Below are 342 nucleotides of genomic sequence, written 5' to 3'. Positions count from 1 at the left end.
GAACACCACTACACCCTGAACTCGCCGAACTCCTGGGCACCTGCGGCCTACGATGCGAAGCTTGATCTGGTGTACCTCCCGATGGGCGTTACCACGCCGGATATCTGGGGCGGTTACCGCACGCCGGAGCAGGAACGCTATGCGAGCGCGATTCTGGCGCTGAACGCGACCACCGGTAAACTGGCCTGGAGCTACCAGACCGTCCACCACGATCTGTGGGATATGGACATGCCTTCCCAGCCGACGCTGGCTGACATCACCGTAAAAGGCGAAACCGTTCCGGTGATCTATGCCCCAGCGAAAACCGGGAACATTTTTGTTCTCGATCGTCGTGACGGTAAG

1 pseudogene is annotated in these 342 nt (G+C 59.4%); it reads left to right on the top strand.

Annotated elements, in window-relative coordinates:
- Positions 1–342, top strand: a pseudogene (locus GYRE_RS23095) (membrane-bound PQQ-dependent dehydrogenase, glucose/quinate/shikimate family); the annotation flags it as partial.

It is taken from the genome of Yokenella regensburgei ATCC 49455, assembly GCF_000735455.1.
GTDB classification, from domain to species: Bacteria; Pseudomonadota; Gammaproteobacteria; order Enterobacterales; family Enterobacteriaceae; genus Yokenella; species Yokenella regensburgei.
The sequence above is the reverse complement of the archived record's forward strand: the minus strand, read 5'-3'. Positions and strand labels throughout refer to the sequence as shown.